Origin of the sequence: Portibacter marinus (assembly GCF_021533195.1) — a bacterium.
In the GTDB taxonomy this organism is placed as follows: domain Bacteria; phylum Bacteroidota; class Bacteroidia; order Chitinophagales; family Saprospiraceae; genus Portibacter; species Portibacter marinus.
In genome coordinates this window covers 134,480-155,358 of sequence record NZ_JAJNKB010000003.1, presented here as the reverse complement: position 1 = coordinate 155,358, position 20,879 = coordinate 134,480, and the positions used below count along the sequence as shown (strand labels likewise).

Annotated in this window: 10 protein-coding genes; 7 read left to right on the top strand and 3 right to left on the bottom strand. The window is 40.6% G+C overall.

Translation table 11 applies throughout. The features are described from left to right. Positions 1-30 precede the first annotated feature (30 nt). Positions 31-7,353, top strand: a complete 7,323-nt coding sequence (sov, locus tag L2567_RS08345; protein WP_235297299.1) for a T9SS outer membrane translocon Sov/SprA — start codon at positions 31-33, stop codon at positions 7,351-7,353. A gap of 67 nt (positions 7,354-7,420) precedes the next feature. On the opposite strand, the gene L2567_RS08340 is transcribed toward sov, so the two are convergent. Then, positions 7,421-9,058 (bottom strand): NAD+ synthase, encoded by a 1,638-nt coding sequence (locus tag L2567_RS08340; RefSeq protein WP_235297298.1) that lies wholly within the window; start codon positions 9,056-9,058, stop codon positions 7,421-7,423. Positions 9,059-9,262: 204 nt separating this feature from the next. Here L2567_RS08340 and L2567_RS08335 point away from each other — a divergent pair, with 204 nt between their 5' ends. The 6 genes from L2567_RS08335 to L2567_RS08310 all read left to right on the top strand — a co-directional run bounded on the left by L2567_RS08335 (position 9,263) and on the right by L2567_RS08310 (position 16,043). Next, positions 9,263-9,880 carry a hypothetical protein gene (locus L2567_RS08335; protein WP_235297297.1) on the top strand — a complete coding sequence of 206 codons (618 nt, stop codon included), beginning with the start codon at positions 9,263-9,265 and terminating at the stop codon, positions 9,878-9,880. Between the two features lie 69 nt (positions 9,881-9,949). Then, positions 9,950-11,668 carry a DNA polymerase III subunit gamma/tau gene (dnaX, locus tag L2567_RS08330; protein ID WP_235297296.1) on the top strand — a complete coding sequence of 573 codons (1,719 nt, stop codon included), beginning with the start codon at positions 9,950-9,952 and terminating at the stop codon, positions 11,666-11,668. 163 nt (positions 11,669-11,831) lie between these two features. Beyond that, positions 11,832-12,566: a Crp/Fnr family transcriptional regulator gene (locus tag L2567_RS08325; RefSeq protein ID WP_235297295.1), complete on the top strand. Its 735-nt coding sequence runs from the start codon at positions 11,832-11,834 to the stop codon at positions 12,564-12,566. 37 nt (positions 12,567-12,603) lie between these two features. Beyond that, on the top strand, positions 12,604-13,641 hold the full coding sequence (locus tag L2567_RS08320) for a quinone-dependent dihydroorotate dehydrogenase (RefSeq protein ID WP_235297294.1): 1,038 nt from the start codon (positions 12,604-12,606) through the stop codon (positions 13,639-13,641). A 555-nt stretch (positions 13,642-14,196) separates the two neighbouring features. After that, on the top strand, positions 14,197-15,363 hold the full coding sequence (locus tag L2567_RS08315; protein WP_235297293.1) for a DUF4198 domain-containing protein: 1,167 nt from the start codon (positions 14,197-14,199) through the stop codon (positions 15,361-15,363). 59 nt (positions 15,364-15,422) lie between these two features. Then, on the top strand, positions 15,423-16,043 hold the full coding sequence (locus L2567_RS08310) for a HupE/UreJ family protein (RefSeq protein ID WP_235297292.1): 621 nt from the start codon (positions 15,423-15,425) through the stop codon (positions 16,041-16,043). Positions 16,044-16,050: 7 nt separating this feature from the next. On the opposite strand, the gene nadC is transcribed toward L2567_RS08310, so the two are convergent. Beyond that, positions 16,051-16,905, bottom strand: coding sequence for a carboxylating nicotinate-nucleotide diphosphorylase (gene nadC, locus L2567_RS08305; protein WP_235297291.1), 855 nt, complete (start codon positions 16,903-16,905; stop codon positions 16,051-16,053). A gap of 66 nt (positions 16,906-16,971) precedes the next feature. Further along, positions 16,972-20,619, bottom strand: a complete 3,648-nt coding sequence (gene purL, locus L2567_RS08300) for a phosphoribosylformylglycinamidine synthase (RefSeq protein WP_235297290.1) — start codon at positions 20,617-20,619, stop codon at positions 16,972-16,974. Positions 20,620-20,879 lie beyond the last annotated feature (260 nt).

Genomic DNA, 20,879 nt, shown 5'->3' with positions numbered 1-20,879 from the left:
ATCTGTAAATCTACTGGAATCAAGAGTGTAATGAGGAAAACAACCATGTTAGTGGTGTTTGTGCTTGCTATTTTTCACGTTTTCGCAGGTGGTTTTGAAATACCTGGCCCCTTCGATAAAGTACAACAAGAGAAAAACAGTATTGTTCGAGATACAGTTCCAATTAAAGACAGAACGGGAGATTTTCTGACTGATCCTTCTAATAATCCTTTTGATCTCAACACTTCCCTAATTACGCAGGAAGTTGAATACGATCCGGAAACCGGCAATTATATTCTCACTGAGAAAATTGGCGACGAGTATTACCGAATGCCTACTTACATGACCTTCAATGAGTATATGGAGTGGAAAGCCCAGCAGCAGCAGACTGATTTTTTCAATCGGATGAATGGAATCGAAAGTGGCGCAAGAGGATCTAGCGGTAAAATTGATCCCATCTCTAATGTTAACATAGAACGAAACCTGGTCGATCGGCTTTTTGGTGGCAACCAAATAACGATCAAACCCAAAGGTAATATTGATCTAACCCTACTTGGATATTATCAGAGACTTCAAAATCCCAACTTACCCCAAAATGTTCAGACACAGTGGGGGCCTGATTTCAAGATGGATATCAAAATGGGTGTGGATGGAAACATTGGGGATAAAATGAACCTCAATTTCAATTTTAATACGCAAAGGACCTTTGACTTTGACGATAAAGTGAAATTAGCTTACGACAGTGAGCAGTGGAGTGAAGACGAGATCATTAAAAAGGTCGAGGCAGGAAATGTAAGTCTCCCTTTAAGATCTTCCTTGATCCAGGGTGGGCAAAACCTCTTTGGGATAAAAGTGGAATCCCAATGGGGTAAGTTGAGACTCACAACTATCGCCTCTCAGAAGAATTCTACTCAGGAAGAATTGGCCATACAATCGGGTGGACTGGAACAGGAGTTTGAAATTCGTCCGGATGATTATGATCAGAACCGACACTTTTTCCTTTCTAATTTTAATAGAAATACCTATGAGTCCTCTTTGGATAACCTGCCTCAGATCAATACTCCATTTAGAGTAACCAAAATTCAGGTTTGGGTAACCAATGATAGAAATGAAACCGATGGGCTTAGAAATATTATTGCTTTGGCAGATCTTGGCGTAGGCGATCCGGATAATTTAACCAACCCTGATGCGGTCAATATAGCACCACCAAGTCCGCTCTATACAGATTATACAGGAGAACACATCCTTCCGGATAATAGGGTCAATGATTTATACGAACAGGTGGTCAATGATGATGATGCCAGACACCAGATTACAGCATCAACGACATTAACCGGGAAGTATGGACTGGAACAAACCAAGGATTTTGAAATTCTTAAAGCAAGGCAACTCAGACCTTCTGAATTTACTTTTCATCCTGAACTGGGCTTTATTTCTTTGAATATCAGGCTTCGTCCCAACCAGGTTTTAGCCGTTTCTTATCAATATTCGTATTCCTATAATGGAAGCGAAGTATATCAGGTTGGTGAAATGGCCAATGATGTAGAATTTGAATTACCTCCTGAAAACATTTTTGCCAGACTTCTTAAAAATACCACTCAGAATACAAACGAGCCGAATTGGGATTTGATGATGAAGAACGTGTATTCTATTGGCGCATCTCAGATTGACAGAGAAAGTTTCAAGTTTGATATTTTTTATGAAGATAATTCTGACGGTTCTCTGAAAAGATATATTCCTCGGGAGGGATTAAGAAATAAGCCTCTTTTAAATGTATTCCAACTAGACAGGCTTAATATTTACCAAGATCCGCAACCGGATGGTATTTTTGATTATGTAGAAGGTGTCACCGTCATCCCAAGAACAGGTAGCATCATTTTTCCGGTGCTGGAGCCATTTGGATCCTCATTAAGGGATTTGATTCCCGATCCTATGGTAGCTGAGGAATTTATCTATTCAGAATTATACAATAAGACCAAGTTTCAAGCTCAGGAGCGACTGGAGCGAAATCGATTTGTCATGATGGGTGAATATAAATCCAGCATTTCTTCAGAAATTTCATTGGGTGCCTGGAACATTCCGGAAGGTTCTGTCACGGTCAGAGCCGGATCACAAACGTTAAGAGAGGGGATTGACTATGAAATAAATTACGGCATAGGGGTTATTCGCATTATAAACGATGCCTATCTACAGCAAGGCGTTCCGATCAGGGTTTCGTATGAAGATAATTCCTTGTTCTCTCTGAATCAAAAAGGAATGTTGGGAGCCCGAGCAGACTATGCGTTCAATAAGAATTTGAACTTGGGTGCGACTTATATGCACTTGTTTGAAAGACCCTACACCCAAAAAGTCAATGTCGGAGATGATCCGATCAACAATAGAATTTTAGGTCTGGATGTCAATTATAACAATGAGGTTCCATGGGTAACCAGAGCATTGGACGGGCTTCCATTTTACTCTACAGCGGCACCTTCGAGCATCAGTTTTAATGCTGAGGTAGCAGCTCTAAAGCCGGGTCATGCTCGTGCAATTAGAGGTGGTGAAGATAAGGACGGAATCATCATGTTGGATGACTTCGAGGGTGCTTCTAGCGCCATTCCATTAGGCATTCAGGTCAATCGATGGTCGCTAGCGAGCACACCTGGCGGAAAACCCATGATGTTTCCTGAAGCTGAATTGACCAATGATCTAAGATATGGTTACAATAGAGCGCTCCTTAACTGGTATATTCTGGAAAGGGGGCAGCAATTCGGGGATCGGAACGACCCTTATACCAGACAAATTCAAATAACAGATCTATTTCCATTTCGACAAATTCAAGCAGGTTTACTTCCGGATTTACTCACGTTCGATTTAAACTACTATCCAGATCAAAGAGGACCTTATAATTTTGATCCACCAGAAGGGTCGGAGATTTCGGCAGGTTCTTATTGGGATAGCGATGAGAGAAGAATGAAGTTAAATGACCCCGAACGACGATGGGCAGGGATCATGCGATTCATGAATAATACCAATTTCGAACAGGCCAATGTAGAATTTATTGAGTTTTGGATGTTGGACCCCTACACCGATAGTCCAAGGCATAATCACGAGCTGGATGAAGAAGGTTCTATCGTATTCAATCTCGGTAATGTGTCTGAGGATATTTTGAGAGACAACCTGCAGTTTTTCGAAAATGCGGTCAATGTTGATGGTGCTACAACGAGGATTCCTACGGAAGATACAGAGTGGGGAAGGGTGCCTTTGAATTCTCCAAGAGTGAATGGTTTTGACCAAAACAATAGAGAGCAACAGGACATCGGCTTTGATGGATTGAATGACAATGAGGAGCGTGAATTTTATAGAGATTACATTGAAAAAGTTTTAGGAACCTACCCATCAGCAAATGTAGTAGAGGATCCTTCAAATGATAATTTTTTGTATTTCGGAGCCGACGAATTGGATAATGTAGATTTGATCAGAAAGTATGAACAATTCAATGGTCCGGAAGGTAACGCGCCCAATCCGACTGGTACCAGAATAACACGTGGAAATCCACAACCCGATGCAGAAGACTTAAACAATAACCGTTCCCTCGACCAGGGAGAAAGCTACTACGAGTATGAACTTAAATTGGTCAATAGCAATGGTGAAATCAATGAGGAGGTAGCCCAATACATCACAGAAACCAGAGAATTGGCAGAAGGAGATCGATGGCATCGCTTTAGAATTCCACTTAGTGATGGTACACCAATTGGTGGAATTCAGGGTTTTCAGGCCATTCAGTTCATCAGAATGTATTTCAAAGGCTTTAGTACACAGAAAACTTTCAGGATGGCCAATTTCCAGTTGATCAGAAATCAATGGAGACGATTTGTTCCTGCATGTGGAGATGGCGAAAATCCGGTCGATTTTTCTGTTGACAAAGTGAGCATAGAGGAAAACAGTTCTCGTACACCATTTAATTATGTATTGCCTCCGGGAATAGTTAGAGAGCGGATTCAAACCAGTATTAACAGCATTCAACAGGATGAACGTTCTATGGTTTTAGATTTTAAAAACTTGTTCAATGCGGGTGGGCCTAAAGCCTGCGAAGCCAGCATTATCAAATTGACGAGGGTCGATCTCAGGGTTTTTAAAAGGTTACAAATGTTTATTCACGCTGAATCACCTCAGGATATTCCGGAGGGTGACCTGACACTTTTTGTTAGGATCGGGAAAGATTTTACGGATAACTACTATGAATATACCATCCCACTTAAAATGTCAGATCCCGAGGCACAAGGTGCGATGACAGACCCTCAGGAAATTTGGCTCAAAGAAAACATGATGGACATTGACCTGAGCATGTTCACCGATATCAAGTTAAGACGGAACATGGAGAATGCGGATTTTCAGGAAATTTTTCCGGCTCAGCAACTTACTGATCCTGAAAGACAGGCCTATATCAAAGGGAATCCTAGTTTAGGGTATATCAAAGGTATTCAAATAGGATTGAGAAATACATCCGATAGCAATACGCCATTAGAAGGTTCTGTCTGGGTTAATGAATTGAGAATGAGTGGTCTCGATGAGCGTGGAGGTGTGGCTGGTCTGGCAAGAATGGATGTACAAATGGCTGACTTAGGAAATTTGACACTTTCTGGAGCTTTTAGTACCATAGGATATGGAGCATTAGACCAAAAACTTGATGCCAGACAAAAAGAAAGCATTCAGGAATATGATGTAGCGACCAATTTGGAGTTGGGTAAGTTTTTGCCGAGTTCCTTTAGAATTAGCCTACCATTTTACGCACAATATGCAAGGTCAATGAGCACGCCACAATTTGATCCTTACGACCTGGATTTGACAGTGCGAGAAAAGATTTTAGCTGAGCCGGAAGACCGGGCTGAAATTTTGGATCTGGCAGTGGATCAAACCACCATTAAGACCTTAAATTTGACCAATGTAAGGAAGCAACGCAATCCAGAAAGAGATAAAAAACAGATGCCCTGGGATATCTCCAATTTTAGTGCGAGTTATGCCATCACACAGATCAACAAGAAAGATCCGATTATAGAGTTTGATCAAACGGATGATCAAAGGGCTGGAATAGATTACACCTATAATCGACAGGTAAAATATATAGAACCATTCAAGGGTATAGAAAATAAGAACCTGAAAGTGATTAAGGAGATCAATTTCAATTTATTTCCGAATGCATTTACCTTTAATACTCAGCTTAAGAAGTATCAGAATGAACGGAAGTACCGATTACCTGAAGAATTTGACTATCGCTTTTACGATAAAAGATTTAGTTGGGATCGCCGTTACAGCCTGACCTGGGATTTCACCAAATCATTGGGAATAACTTTTACTGCCGATAATCTTGGTGTAGTAGATGAGTTGCGACAGGTAGGACTGGCAGACGATGCAGAAATAGTCGATGAAAGAGGTGTATTTAGAGGAAGGCCAGAAGAGGTGACTCAGAGGCAAATCAATGATTATACATTGAATAACATCAGAAATGGTGGTCGAACGAAGTCTTACAGACATTTCCTCAATGTAAACTATAATGTTCCTTTGAAAAATATTCCGATTTTGGATTTTACGACGCTCAAAGCCCAGTACAATGCAGAGTATTACTGGGAAGCTGCATCACTGAATGTGGATTCCTTGGGCAACATCATTCAGAACAACCAAAATCGACAACTGACTTTCAATATGGACTTCGAGAAGTTGTATAAAAAGTCAGGTTACTTGAAAAAAATTGAAGGAGGAAATAGCAGTGCCAGAACTTCTCGTAGCAGGTCGAGAGGAAGAAGTACCACTAGAGAAGAAGGAGACAGGGGCAGAAATGATGACGATAAAAATAAAAAGGAGCGTAATGTGAGTATGGCAGAGAAGATTCTGATCAGACCGCTATTGCTACTCAGAGATGTGAAATTAACGTACAAAGAAGATTTAGGAACCACTGTTCCAGGCTTCACCCCACATACCAGTATGTTAGGAATGAATCCGAGTTTCAGCGCTCCTGGCTGGGATTTCGTAGCAGGTTGGCAGCCCAATATATCTCCGGAAAATCAATCCAATTGGTTGTACAGAGGAGCTGATCAGGGGTGGTTTAGCACGAGCCGATTTCTGAACAGACAGTTGACTCAGACCCAGCAGCAGAATTTTGAAGCAAGGGTAGAGTTAGAGCCTTTCAAAGATTTTGAAGTCGACATCAATTTCAGAAAGCGTTATACGAGAAATCATTTTGAGGAGTTCAAGAATTTGGGAGAGAACGGAAATATTGATTATCAGCAGATTGCGTTAAATGATGTAGGTTCGTTCGAACTGACTTACTTTTCTTTGAATACCTTTTTTGACAGAGATTTAAATGGATTATTTGCTGCTTTTGAAAATAGTAGACAAACCATTTCACAAAGACAGGCACAAGAAGCGATAAGGTTAGGAGTACCGCAGGCGTCGGATCCACATCCAGATGACCCGGAGTTCAGATATGGCCTTGGTAGTCAGGCGGATCAGGTATTGGTCCCGGCATTTATTGCCACTTATACAGGGATAAATCCTAATGATGTAGATCTTGATTTTGTCAAAACAGTGAGTGCTTTGAGTTATATCCCTGCACCTAACTGGGACATCAATTACAACGGACTTTCTAAGTTGGATTTTTTCAAGGATATTTTCTCAAGTTTCAGCATCAAGCATGGTTATAAGTCGGTTATGAGGGTCAATGACTTTAATTCCGATCCCATCTATAATAATTTATTGTTGAGGGATGATCCGGCAGCCATCTACCTGGAAGTAGAGCAGCAATCGCGCAACTATTTTTCAAGATTGGAAATTCCACAAATGACCATTACCGAGCAATTTGCTCCTTTAATCGGGATCGACGTGAAGACCAAGACCGATATGAATTTGAACTTTGAATACAGAAAGTCAAGAGATTTGGGAATGAATTTCAATGGTAAAGAATTGGTTCATCAGAATACAGAAGAAATTGTTTTTGGTTTCGGATATACGTTTGAGAATGTAAACATACCTTTCCTTACTGGCAATGGTGGCAATAGAGACAGAGGTAAAACAAGAGGCAATGATAAAAAGGATGACCGGATTTTAAAATTGGGTGGTTCAGGGAAGATTACTGATAATCGTGGGCAGGAGATGTTGGTCAATGTCGATTTTTCATGGAGAGATGATATTGCCTGGAACTTCAACATTGACGGGACTCCAGAAGCAACAAGAGGCTCTCAGACGTTAAGGATCAATCCATCGGTAGAATATGATGTCAATCAAAACCTGGCATTAAGGTTATTCTTTGATTACAGTCGAACGGTGCCTGTCATTACAACTTCCTTCCCATTGACCAATGCACAGGGAGGGGTGACGCTGAGGTTTAAATTGAATTGATATGTTGCTATTCTTTGTCAGCTTTACGCGATTAGCCGCCAAAGTTCGCAAACAACTAACAACTAATTTACGCCAAATACTTCCCTACGATCGGCATTCTCCTCCCCATACCAAAGGCTTTAGATGAAACCCTGAGCGCTGGAGCAGTTTGATACCTTTTGAATTCATTAATATTAACCAAACGGAGAATCCTGGCGACCAACGCTTCGTCATGCCCCCTTTCGGTAATCTCCTTCGGGCCTAAACGTTGTTCAATGTACAAACTCAGTATCTCATCAAGAATGTCGTACTCAGGCAGACTGTCTGAATCTTTTTGATTCGGTCTCAACTCAGCGGATGGTGGTTTATTGATGGTATTTAAAGGAATATAAATTTGTTCCTGATTGATATACTCTGCCAGCATATAAACATCAGTTTTATAGACATCGCCCAGCACTGATAGACCTCCGGCCAAATCTCCATAAAGTGTACCATAACCGACCGCCATTTCACTCTTGTTACTGGTGTTGAGTAAAATATTACCATGTTTATTGGAAAGGGCCATCAATATTAGACCACGGCACCTTGCCTGGATATTTTCTTCCGCAACATTAAATGGCTTTTCTTCGAATAATGGATTGAGTAATTTTAAAAATTCCTGGTAGGGCTGCTCGATAGGAACAACGTCATAGCGGATACCCAGATTTTCGGCTAATGCCCTGGCATCATTAACAGAATGGTCTGAACTAAACTCAGATGGCATCAAAACTCCTCGTACATTTTCCTTTCCCAGTGCTCTGACTGCCAGCGCACATGTAACTGCTGAATCTATGCCACCGGATAGACCCAGAATCGCCTGCTTAAATCCCAGTTTACCAAAATAATCTGTAATGCCCAAAATGATTCCATCGTGAATTTCCTGGATCTTATTTTTTTTCTGGACATTGTTTTTGCCTGATGCCATTACATCATCAAAATCATAGGTCTCTACGTGCTCCATGAAATAGGGGAATTCTTCATAAATCTGACCATTGGGACTCATGACAGCAGAACCACCATCGAAAATCACTTCCGTTTGGGCACCAATTTGATTGACATAGAAAATAGGCAGACCATATCTCTCTACATTGGCCTTTAAAACATGAATCCGTTCCTCTGCATGGTCATAACTAAAGGGAGAGGCAGAAATATTGATCATCAAATCCGGATGATCTGGCATCATCAAGTCCATTGGACAAATGGTGTATAGCGGATTTTCATTGCCAATATTCCATATATCTTCACATATGGTCAGCGCAATTCGGTAACCTTTGAATTCAAAAACATCCGCTGACTCCTCAGGCTCAAAATATCGATACTCATCGAAGATGTCATATGTAGGCAGTAAAGCCTTGTGATACATGTGCATTATTTCCTGATCATAAAGAAAAAAGGCCGTATTAAATAAATCCTTGCCTTCGATGACCGGATTGCGTGAAGGTGCACCTACTATAATAGCGATACCATCACTTTCCTGCCTGAGTGTATCGATGGCCATTTCACACTTATCTATAAAATCATCAAATTCCAGAAAGTCGCGGGGAGGGTATCCAGTGACAGCCAATTCAGGAAAGCAGATGATATCAGATCCTTGTTTTTTCGCTTTTCTAATTTCTTTAAGCATCTTTTCCACGTTTCCCTCAAAGTTCCCGATGTGGAAGTTGAGCTGTGCCAATGTAATTTTCATATCAACTATTTAATGGTTTTCAAATGTAAACAATTCAAAATAAGCCAATAGAGCGCATCACGTTCTGACTTTAAGATTTAGAAGAATATCAACCAAATTGTTAAGAAAAGAGAAAAGTTTAATTAAAAATTATTTAAAAAAAGCTGAACATAATGGAAGTACTATTAGAATGTCTTTTCTTAAGAGAAATCAATAACATGATCTATGAAATACTTTATTTACAGTTGTTTACTTTTAATTATCTGTGGTTGTAAAACATATTCATTTTTCGATGAATTTGCTGTTGCTGAAACTGAACAAAAGCTTCCACGACTTTTACCCATTATCAATCAGCAAGTCATAGATGGTCGCACGGAAGATTTTGACCAGAGCAATGCATTCTACGTTATTGAATATGGAGATCTAAGTCTATTGGAAAGAAGTTTTAGAAAATACATTAGTGAAAGTCTCACAGATGTCAGCGCAGAAACAAAAGGATTTGCAAGACTTCGAATTAATCATCTTGAAAAAAGAAATCAATGGTCTGCCGTCTCTATCATAAGTGCTTTAAGTTATGGCATTCCTCAGCTGCTAGGCATACCCTATGCTAAAATGGTCGTTGATCTCGATATTTCATTAGACATTTTAGATGAGAATAAAAAAGTGCTGAGAATTTATAATGCTATGAGCAGCCAAAAAACATGGGTAGCACCATGGTATGGCTACTCAAAACAGGAAGCTAAGCGAAAATCATGGGCTGAAGCGGTCGAAGCGGTCATTTTTCAAATTAATGCTCAGATCAAAAATGATTTTATAGAATTAGAAAGGCAATTGATGCAATGAGTTTGATGCGGTGATAAGGTATTACCAGAAACTTTAATGTTTTAACTTTAAACTCTATATTTGCCACCCATGAGTTACATTGTTTCTGCACGTAAATATAGACCCCAACAATTCGAAGAGGTTCTGGGACAATCCCATGTTTCTTCTACTCTCGCTAAAGCATTAGATGCAGATAAAATCGCACATGCTTACTTGTTTTGTGGTCCACGAGGTGTAGGTAAAACATCTTGTGCCAGAATTATGGCAAAGGTCTTAAATTGTGAAAACAAACCTAATCCGCATACCGCTTGCAATGAGTGCCCCTCCTGCAAAGCCTTCAATGAAAATGCGTCTTTTAATATCATAGAATTGGATGCGGCCTCCAACAATAGCGTGGAAAATATCAGGACACTGATCGAGCAGGTTAGATTTCGACCACAACAAGGTCAATACAAGATTTTCATCATTGATGAGGTACATATGCTATCGACATCAGCCTTTAATGCATTCCTCAAAACATTAGAAGAACCTCCACCCTACGCCATTTTCATATTGGCAACGACGGAGAAACACAAGATCATTCCAACCATTCTTTCCAGATGCCAGGTTTTTGATTTTAAGCGGATCCAAACATCGGACATGGTCGAGCAACTTAAGATGATAGCTGAAGCTGAGGGCAAAGATTATGAAGTGGAAGGCCTACATATCATCGCTCAGAAGGCAGACGGAGCAATGCGTGATGCGTTGTCTATTTTTGATCGAATTGCAAGTACCGGTGATGCCATCACATATAAGCAGGTAGTAGAAAGTCTGAATATTCTGGACTACGATACCTTTTTCCGGTTAGTCGATGCACTTATGGCCGAAGATATAGGTTCCATTTTGCTCCAGTTTTCAGACATCATCAGAAGAGGTTTTGATCCGGATCATTTCATTAACGGATTGGCAGGTCACTTTAGGAACCTGTTGGTCGCTAAAGAGCAATCAACGGTCAGTCTTCTGGATCTCAGTGACCAACTCAAGTCCAAGTATATTACACAGTCGAAGTTATTAAGTGCAGACTTTCTGTTGACCGCAATGAACATTGCTAATCAATGCGACATCAATTATGCAAAAGCAAAGAACAAGAATTTGCACACAGAAATTGCCCTTTGCAAAATGGCGAAGATCAACAGAGCCATTGACCTAAAAAAACAGACCAAAACTGAGGATTACAAAGAACTGAAAACTGCTAATAAGCAGACAGCTCAGCAGTCCTATACGGCCACCTTGGCCCCCAGTACAGAAAACCCAACTGATGATATCACTCAGAAAACAGTGACCGTCCTTCATAAAGAAAAACCCTCCATCAAAAGACTGCCTAAAATAAATTCGCTGGAAGAACTGGTGATGCAGGTCGCGGAAGAAGAGGCCAGAAATGCTGATGCCGGCGAAGAGATGACGGATGAAAACCTGGAGCGCTTGTGGAATGAATATGTGTCGAGTGTAGAATCCCAAGCAACAGCTTCAAGCCTCAAAAATACCATCGTTAGATTCGAAGGCAAGTCGGTACATGCCATAGTTCCTTCTCAAATTGCTAAAGAAACCTTGCTTCAGGAAATTCCTTTGATCGAAAAAATTCGTAAGAATTTCAATGTCAATGACCTGCCATTAAACATCGAAGTCGATATCACACAGTTTCCGGATTTCGCAGTAGCAGAAAAACCTAAACATTTAGGACCAAGAGAGAGATATGAAAAATTGGTAGAAGTGAATCCATTAGTAGCTGATCTTGTGAAAAAGTTTGACCTCAAACTAGATAATGAATGACATGCCAATAAATATTTTGTAAATTAACGAAATGTTCTTTTCCATCCATATTTAGGGGTTTCCGGAGATCTGATCGTCTCGCTTACAGCAGATCGTAAGACATTTCGGAAAATGTAATGTTTTCGTGACAATTCCTAAATCATTTATTCAAACAATTAAGAAGATGGATACGTTAATAGACAGAAGAACAAGGAGCAACACAACTGCAGGTATGGACAATTCGATTTGGTATTTGGAAAACATAGACGTTACAGGCATATTTTGCCCTAAGAAACTGGGAGCTGCACTAGACGACCATGATAAGAAAATCTTCAAAAAAGGCGAATACATTTACCTACCAGATCAAAGCAGTGATAAGATCTACTTTATAAACGAAGGCAGAGTTAAAATTGGAAATTACAGTGATGCAGGAAAGGAAATTACCAAAGCCATTTTGAATAAGGGTGAAGTTTTTGGTGAACTTTCGCTGGTAGGAGAAAGCACCAGACGAGACTTTGCCTATGCCATGGAGGATACAGAAGTTTGTGCTATTACAACTGATGAAATGTCTTCTTTACTGAAAGATCACACCTCTCTCAGCATGTTTATGATGAAAATAATGGGTTCCAGAGTTCTGGAAATGGAGCAACGATTGGAATCACTGGTTTTTAAGGATTCAAGAACCCGGATCATTGAGTTTTTGATTGACCTGGCTAATAAGAAAGGTGAAAGAGTGGGATTTGAAAGAGTGGTCAGAAAATTTATCACACACCAGGAAATTGCTAATCTTACGGCGACCTCCAGACAAACAGTGACCACGGTTTTAAATGAATTAAGGACGAAGAATCTTTTAACTTTTAACAGAAAAAGGTTGCTGATCAGGGACATGGAAAAATTAGCGGAAGAAATGACCAGCTAGCCCTTAGGTTTCTTACTTTTGCGAGAAACTAAGACAGGTGTATAAATTCTTGCTGAAGCCTTTTCTATTTTTGATGGATCCTGAGAAGGCCCATCATTTTACCATCAGATTGTTCAATTTTGCGCTAAGTATTCCCGGTGGAAGTCAAATTTTCAAATCCTTATATCAAGTAAAGGACAGCCGTTTGGAACGAGAGGTTTTTGGATTGAAGTTCAAAAATCCGGTGGGATTAGCGGCAGGATTTGACAAAGATGGCAAGTTCTTTAGATCAATGGCACATCTGGGTTTCGGATTCATCGAAATAGGAACCGTTACGCCAGTCGGGCAAGAAGGCAATGAAAAGCCCAGATTATTCAGGCTGCCCGAAGATCAGGCTTTGATCAATAGGATGGGATTTAACAACGAAGGGGTAGAAGCTTTGGTTTCTCGACTTAAAGCATACAAAGGTGGTGATGTAATCATAGGTGGCAATATTGGAAAAAACAAAGTGACCCCTAACGAAGAAGCTACTCTAGACTATGTCAAATGCTTCGAGGCGCTTTTTGATCATGTTGATTATTTCGTGGTCAACGTCAGCTCTCCCAATACCCCTGGATTAAGAGAATTGCAAGAAAAGAAACCCCTCACAGACTTGCTTTCCACCTTACAGGGGCTCAATAAAAAATATTTAACGCCTAAGCCATTGCTCCTGAAAATTGCACCGGATCTCACCGACGAACAATTGGATGACATCACTGAGATTGCAAAAGCCGTTGATCTTGATGGACTGATTGCCAGCAATACGACCATAGAACGATCTGGATTGGCAACCCCTGAAGATCGATTAAATGAAATAGGTAACGGTGGTTTAAGTGGAGCACCTGTTCGCCGCAGATCTACAGAAATCATTTCCTACATCCATAAAAAAACGAATGGGAAATTACCGATTATTGGAGTAGGAGGCATCGATTCGGGGGAAGATGCTTTAGAGAAAATACGTGCCGGTGCTTCACTGGTGCAGGTTTATTCTGGATTGATTTACGCCGGTCCTGGCCTGATTAAGGAAATCAATAAAGCTATTTTAGAAGACCAATAGATCTACTACCTAAAAACCATAAGCTTTATATAAATTTTATTCTCACGTGAGAAAAATCGCTAATGTAAAACTTGCTCGTCTTAGGGCCTTAATGAAGTGCCAATATTTTTATGTTTCACAATCGCCTGTTTAGCAGCAACCAGACATCAAATACACATATTATAATTAGTTCTGATGGCATCGTTTTTGTTTTTTTCTGGAGTGTCAATGAAGTTTTAACAAACGATTAGAAGAGAAGATGATACAGAAAGATAAAAATCTATTTTATAAAGATTTGCGGTTTTGGATCGCAATGGTCTTTCTTACCATTTTGATTGTATTCCTTGTGGCTACTTATCCAAATTAAGGCAAGCCCCAATAATACAAATCAAGATGAGGTGCAATTTATCAGCGGAAGAGAATCAACGAAACCTCATTGTGTATCGATTTTACACGAAATCGATCAACTTTCCCATTTATATAAATCCAATTTAATACTTTAGTCTTTTTATTTCAAAGCATAGTAAAGCTGCATATGATATAGCTCTATGTATTAAGAATTGACAGAAAGTTTTTATGAAGAAGTTGCTAATACTGATTTTTGCCTTCGTGGTGCTCTCAGCGCACGACATGTTTCTGAAATTAGATACCTATTTTCTACAACCGAATTCAAATGCGGTGGTAAAGCTATACAATGGTACATTCCAAAAAAGCGAGAATGTCATTGCCAGAAACCGAATGACAGATGTGAGCATAGTAGGTAATGGTGAAAGAACCAGACTGGATACTACACAATGGTCTGAAAGAGACAGTATGACGTTATTGAGCTTTCAGACTGGTTCGGAAGGGACTTATGTTGTAGGAGTATCTACAAAAGCCAGGAACATCGCACTGGCAGCTGAAGACTTCAACAGCTATTTGGAACATGACGGCGTAAAAGATATGCTAGCCTGGAGAAAGGAAAATGACGCCATGGAAGATGATGCAGTTGAGAAATATTCCAAACATGTAAAGGCCATTTATCAGGTAGGAAATGTAAAGAGTGTAGACTGGAACGCCAATTTAGGATATCCTATTGAATTCATTCCTCTTACTAATCCATACGAACTGCATACCGGTGATTCTATAAGTGTGAAACTGCTTTGGCAAGGTAAGCCTCTTAGTAATCAACTGGTTTATGTTGATTCTGAGCTTTCTGCTCATGGTCATCAACACGCTGGTACTGATGGGGAATCTACTGAGCATGTCCATTCAGACGAGGAAACTCACAATCATGAAGGTGATGAAGCGCGTCAGCATGATCACAATACTGATCAAGGGCATAGTCATGCAGAAGAAGATAACCATACGCACACTCATGACGAGGGGCATGCACATAGTCATGATGATGGTCACACACATGATGCTCAAGCTAATGGACACGATCATGAAGAGGCTGAAACTCATAGTCATAGTGAAGGCACTCAGCTTAGAACAGACAGTGATGGCAATGTTCAATTTAAATTAACCTCTGACGGCATCTGGTATCTTCGTACCATTCACTTAACAACTGTCGATGACCCTGAGCTTACCCATGAATCCAATTGGGCTACGCTTACATTCGAGACGACTCACTCACATGAGGTCGCGGACCATAGTCATGAAGAAGAGCAGGCTTTTGGAATACCATCCTATGCTTATTGGCTGGGAAGTTTGGCCATTGTTGGAATATTATTTTTTTGGTTTTATAAAAAGGGGGAGTAATCAGAAATAGAACAAGTATATTTTTCGCTATAGCCATTATTTTTTTGCCAATTGCTTTGATGGCGCATGGAGTAAGTTCTGAGGATCAGGAAACGCTTTACAATGGAGGTTTATGGTCCTATATATATGTCGGTGCCAAGCACATGGTCACAGGCTATGATCACTTATTGTTCCTTGCAGGTGTTATCTTTTACCTCAGCAATTTCAAGGATATTGTCAAGTTTATCACAGTTTTCACCATTGGACACAGTATAACATTGATTAGTGCGACCTATTTTGGCATTAAAGCCAATGAGCATTTAATAGACGCGGTAATTGCACTGAGTGTGTTGTACAAAGGATTTGAGAATTTAGATGGATTTGAAAAGATTTTCAAAGTTAAATCTCCCAAATTGTTGAATATGGTGTTTCTTTTTGGACTGATCCATGGATTTGGACTGTCCACAAGACTTCAGTCATTCGATATGGGTGAGGGTCAGTTTTTTCTTAAAATCATTAGTTTCAATGTAGGTGTGGAGTTAGGTCAAATTCTAGCTTTGATTCCCATTGTATTTGTCATTACAAGATGGAAAAAGTTAAAGAGTTACGATGCTTTTTATAAGGCTGCGAACTGGTATCTTGTCATTGCAGGGGTGGGCTTATTTATATACCAGATGTACGGTTATTTCCAAGGTCACTAGCATCAAACTACTTTTTGATTTTCAAAGATAAATCGAGACTTCCGGCAGAATGAGTAAGTGCACCTGAGGAGATGTAATGGACTCCTGTTTCTGCGATTTTCCGGACGGTTTGTAGAGTAACGCCACCGGAAGCTTCCGTTTCATACCTTCCATCGATCACCTTCACCGCCTCTTCAAGTAAGGGAAGTTCGAAATTATCCAACATAATCCTGGTTATATTTCCGACTTTTAATACTTCATATAATTCGACTAGGTTTCGCACTTCAACAGTGATTCCCAAATCCAAATCGTTTTCTTTCAGATAGGTATTCACGTGTTCAATGGCAGATGTAATACTCCCACAAGCATCAATATGATTATCTTTAATCATTATCCAATCGTAAAGTCCGTCTCTGTAATTGTGACAACCTCCAATTCGAACCGCATATTTTTCCAGAAATCTCAATAGTGGAGTAGTCTTCCTGGTATCCAAGATCTTCACTGGCATATCTTCGACCTCTACTGCAAATCGACTGCTCAAAGTCGCAATTCCACTCATTCGCTGCATAGTATTGAGCACCAGTCGCTCGGCTTTCAATAATGCTCTGGAGTTACATTCTACTTCGAAAACTATGTCTTTTAAGTCTACATCTGTACCGTCTTCAATAAAGACCTCCACTGAGCTTTCCGGATCAACATGCTGGAATATTCTCTTCGCAATTTCTACACCTGCAATGACTCCTACATCCTTAACGATAAGCTCAGCCGTATCCCTGTTTCCCGATGGAATACATGCCAGTGAAGTGTGATCTCCGTCTCCAACATCTTCTGCTAATGCCTCCACTATAAATTTCGCTAATAACTGTTGGTCTAATTCTTCCATTTTTCCGAGGTACTTAATTTGATTCGTAATTTATAGTTTATAGTTAAGAGTTGAAAGTTTACGGCCTTATTTTCGTGTTAACCAAAGGTACGCATTCTTGAAAGCTATGGCCCATGGAGAAACCTCATCTGAACGATCATCGGGGTAGTAAGCCCAGTTCCACGGATAAAAAGAACGCTCAATATGTGGCATTGTTGCCAGATGTCTTCCGTCCGGGCTGCAGATCATCGCAGTATTAAATGCACTGCCATTCGGGTTAGACGGATAGGCATCATAGGCATATTTGGCCACAATATCGTAATCCTTTTCAGCCATTGGCAACTTAAATTTTCCTTCTCCATGTGAAATCCATACCCCTAGCCGACTGCCCTCTAATGAGGAGAGCATGATAGAATTGTTCTTTTCAATGATTACGTTTGTGAAAGCACTTTCATGTTTGTGGGAGTCATTGTAATCCATTTTAGCCAGTTTATTGTGGTCCGGATTAACGAGATTTAGCTCCAGAAACAATTGGCACCCATTGCAAATTCCAATGCTTAAGGTATCTTCTCTTGCAAAAAAGTTTTCCAGCGCTTTTTTTGCTTTTGGATTGTAAAGGAAAGCTCCCGCCCAACCTTTTGCAGAGCCCAATACATCGCTATTTGAAAAACCTCCTACGGCTCCCAGAAATTGTACATCTTCAAGTGTCTCTCTCCCGGTAATCAAATCTGTCATATGGACATCGCGTACCTGAAAGCCTGCCTGAAATAATGCGTTGGCCATCTCACGTTCTGAATTGCTTCCTTTTTCACGAAGAATAGCTGCCACTGGCTTTATGTCAATGTTGCGGTGTGGTTCTATCGAGCCATCAAATCCTTTTGGAAATTGGAATTGAAGCGGTTGGGATTTATAATTATGAAACCGATCTTTTGCCAGATTTCCAGCAGTCTGATGCTGATCAAGAAGAAAAGATGTTTCATACCATTCATCGCGGTATTTCTCAATATCAAAGGTGAGGTTATTAATGGTGAGATTATTACTTTTTACACATTTGCCTATCTTAAAAAACATCACTTGTTGATCATTGAGTAAAGTCTCTATTTTATAGTCAGCCTGGATGATCAATGCCGGTTGCTCAGAGAATAATGCACGGACCTGGTCGTCAGCCTCGAGATCCCAAAGATTGATATTGGCACCTACACCATTGGTCGCAAAACACATTTCTAATAACGTCGTAATCAGTCCGCCTGAAGAAACATCATGACCGGCAGTCACCATCCCATTTTTAATGGCTTTCTGGATGGTATCAAAGATAATGGCTAATTTTTTACCACTGACTACTCGGGGCACGTTCCTTCCCACCCTGTTGATGGTTTGCGCGAAAGAACTTCCTCCCAATTCAAAGTCCATACCTGCCAGCGGAACATAATATATGTCGCCACCCTGCAATTTAAGTAGTGGTTCTATCACATTCTTGATATCACTGCACTCCCCGGCAGCTGATATAATAACAGTCCCAGGGGCCAGAACCGTTTTATCCGGATATTTCTGGGCCATGGATAATGAATCTTTACCAGTAGGAATGTTAATCCCAATGTCAATAGCGTAGTCAGATACGGCTTTCACCGCTTCATAGAGTCTGGCATCCTCCCCTTCATTCCTGCATGGCCACATCCAGTTAGCAGAGAGTGAAATCGACTTTACGCCATCTTTGAGTGGTGCCCAGATGATATTAGACAGTGCTTCTAAAATAGCGGTTTGCGGACCTAGCTCCGGATCGATCAACGTTTGGATCGGAGCATGACCGATAGAAGTCGCGATGCCCTCTTTTCCCTCAAAGTCCAAAGCCATCACGCCGACGTTGTTTAATGGAAGTTGAAGTGGTCCCACACATTGCTGCTTGGCCACTTTGCCACCTACGCATCGGTCCACCTTGTTGGTCAGCCAATCCTTGCAAGCCACCGCTTCCAACTTGAGTACCTGACTCAGATAATGGTGTATTTTGTTTTCATTATAGGTTATTTCATCGTAACATCGTTCTATACGAGAATCTGCCATAATGGTTTTTGGAGAACTGCCAAACATGTCTGAAAGCTCCAGATCCATTGGCTTCTGAGCAGTTTCTTTACTGATAAAAGAGAAGCGGTGATCACCTGTTACATCACCCACATTATACATGGGAGACCTTTCACGGTCAGCGACTTCCTTCAGAAAGTCAAGATCCTTCTCTGAAATGACCAGGCCCATTCGCTCCTGCGACTCGTTTCCAATAATTTCTTTATAAGACAAAGTCTCATCTCCAATCGGTAAATTTTCAATGATAATCTCTCCTCCCGTTTCTTCTACCAGTTCGGACAAACAGTTCAAATGACCGCCTGCACCGTGGTCGTGAATAGAGACGATCGGGTTGTGCTCACTCTCTACCAAGGCTCTGATGGTATTAGCTGCTCTTTTCTGCATTTCGGGATTGGATCGCTGGACAGCATTCAATTCTATGCCACTTTCGAATTCACCGGTATCAGCGGAAGAGACGGCGGCGCCACCCATACCAATTCGATAATTATCACCACCCAGAATCACAATTTGATCTTTTTCGGAAGGTCTGCCTTTGATGGCCTGAGATTTCTTGCCATACCCAATTCCTCCCGCTTGCATGATGACCTTGTCATATCCTTGAGCCCTGCCATCTTCCTCATGCTCAAAAGTCAGCACTGAACCGGCGATAAGAGGTTGACCGAATTTATTACCAAAATCAGAAGCCCCATTCGAGGCCTTGATCAGTATATCCAGTGGTGTCTGATAAAGCCATTTTCTGGCTGGCATTGTTTTTTCCCAGGGACGTTCTTCATTTAATCTGCTATAAGCAGTCATATATACTGCTGTCCCTGCCATGGGAATGGAACCTTTTCCCCCAGCCAGTCGATCTCTGATTTCACCTCCTGAGCCGGTTGCTGCTCCGTTGAACGGTTCCACTGTCGTTGGAAAGTTATGGGTTTCTGCTTTTAGCGAAAGCACTGAAGTAAAAGGCTTTAATTCATAATAGGAGGGCTTATTGGGCTCGGCTGGTGCGAATTGCTGAACTTCAGGTCCTTCAATAAAGGCCACATTGTCCTTGTAAGCAGAGACAATGGAGTTTGGATGCTCGCTACTGGTTTTTTTAATAAGTTTGAAAAGTGAACTGGGCATCTCTTCGCCGTCTATGACGAAGGTGCCATTGAAAATTTTATGTCTGCAATGCTCACTGTTTACTTGTGAAAATCCGAAAACTTCCGAATCGGTCAATTTGCGATTTAATCTGGAACTTAAGTCTTCCAGATATTGTACTTCTTCTTCACTTAGCGATAAACCCTCTTTGTCATTGTAATCCTGAATGTCTTCTATATGCTTGATAGGTTCAGGCTTGACATTGACCTTAAAGACATTTTGATCTAAACCCTTAAATTTTTGCGATAACATCGGATCGAAGTCCGAAAAATTCTCCGAAACTTTATGGAATTCCTCTATGCGCTCAATACCCTTGATCAGCATGTTTTGAGTTATCTCTACAGCATTGGTTGACCATGGCGTAATCATATTGGCCCTGGGACCAACATAGTATCCTTCCAGCTTTTGCTTATCCAGCATAGAAGCATTGCCAAAGAGCCATTGCAGTTTGTCCTGATCTTCTGAGGAAAGGTTTTTTTCAGTCTGTACCAAGTATAATTTCTCCGGTGAGCGCTCAAAGAAAAAGATCATGAAGATTCATTTTAAAAAAGATCAAAAAGCAAAATTAATCTTTCTCATTGAATTGTCCTGATATTGGAAGACAGACTTTAAGACTTTTCAATTTAAAAATGGGGCCGAAATTGATTCCGTACCCCATTTGGTATTAAGGCGTTATAATTTGCATGCACAAAGCTTTTCAACTAGCGCTAATGAGTATGTCCTTAGGTGTACTGAGCATTGAGAAATGTAACCCCTAAATCGAAATATTTTAAAATAAAAATGAATATTCA